This is a genomic window from Streptomyces sp. MMG1121 (assembly GCF_001280015.1).
In the GTDB taxonomy this organism is placed as follows: domain Bacteria; phylum Actinomycetota; class Actinomycetes; order Streptomycetales; family Streptomycetaceae; genus Streptomyces.
Window position 1 is genome coordinate 1 of record NZ_LGDV01000092.1, and the last position, 383, is coordinate 383.

Below are 383 nucleotides of genomic sequence, written 5' to 3' on the forward strand. Positions count from 1 at the left end.
GGAAGCAGCCCCCTACCCCGGGCTCCACCACCCCCGCCCCGTCAACCGGCGCGAAGACACCTTCTGCCGCCCACTCGACACCTGGATCGCCCGCGCCTTCACCCCCGAGCGGCTCACCGCCACCCTCACCGCCCTCAGCCACGCCAGCATCGCGGCAAACGCCGCACAAGCCGACAGCCCCGAGCAGGCCCAGGCCCGCCAGGCGATCAAGGACTGCGAGCAGCGCCTCACCCGCTACCAGGCCGCCCCCGACGCCGGAGCCGACCCAGCCATCGTCACCCAGTGTATCAACGACCCCCAACACGACAACCAAGCAGCCCAGAAGAACCTCGATGCCCTCCCCGCCGTCACCCGGAAGAAGGAAGAACCCCTCACCCCCGACG

The 383-nt window shown here is 70.8% G+C and carries 1 pseudogene; it reads left to right on the forward strand.

The features are described 5' to 3' along the window. A pseudogene (locus ADK64_RS09830) lies at positions 1 to 383 on the forward strand (hypothetical protein); the annotation flags it as partial.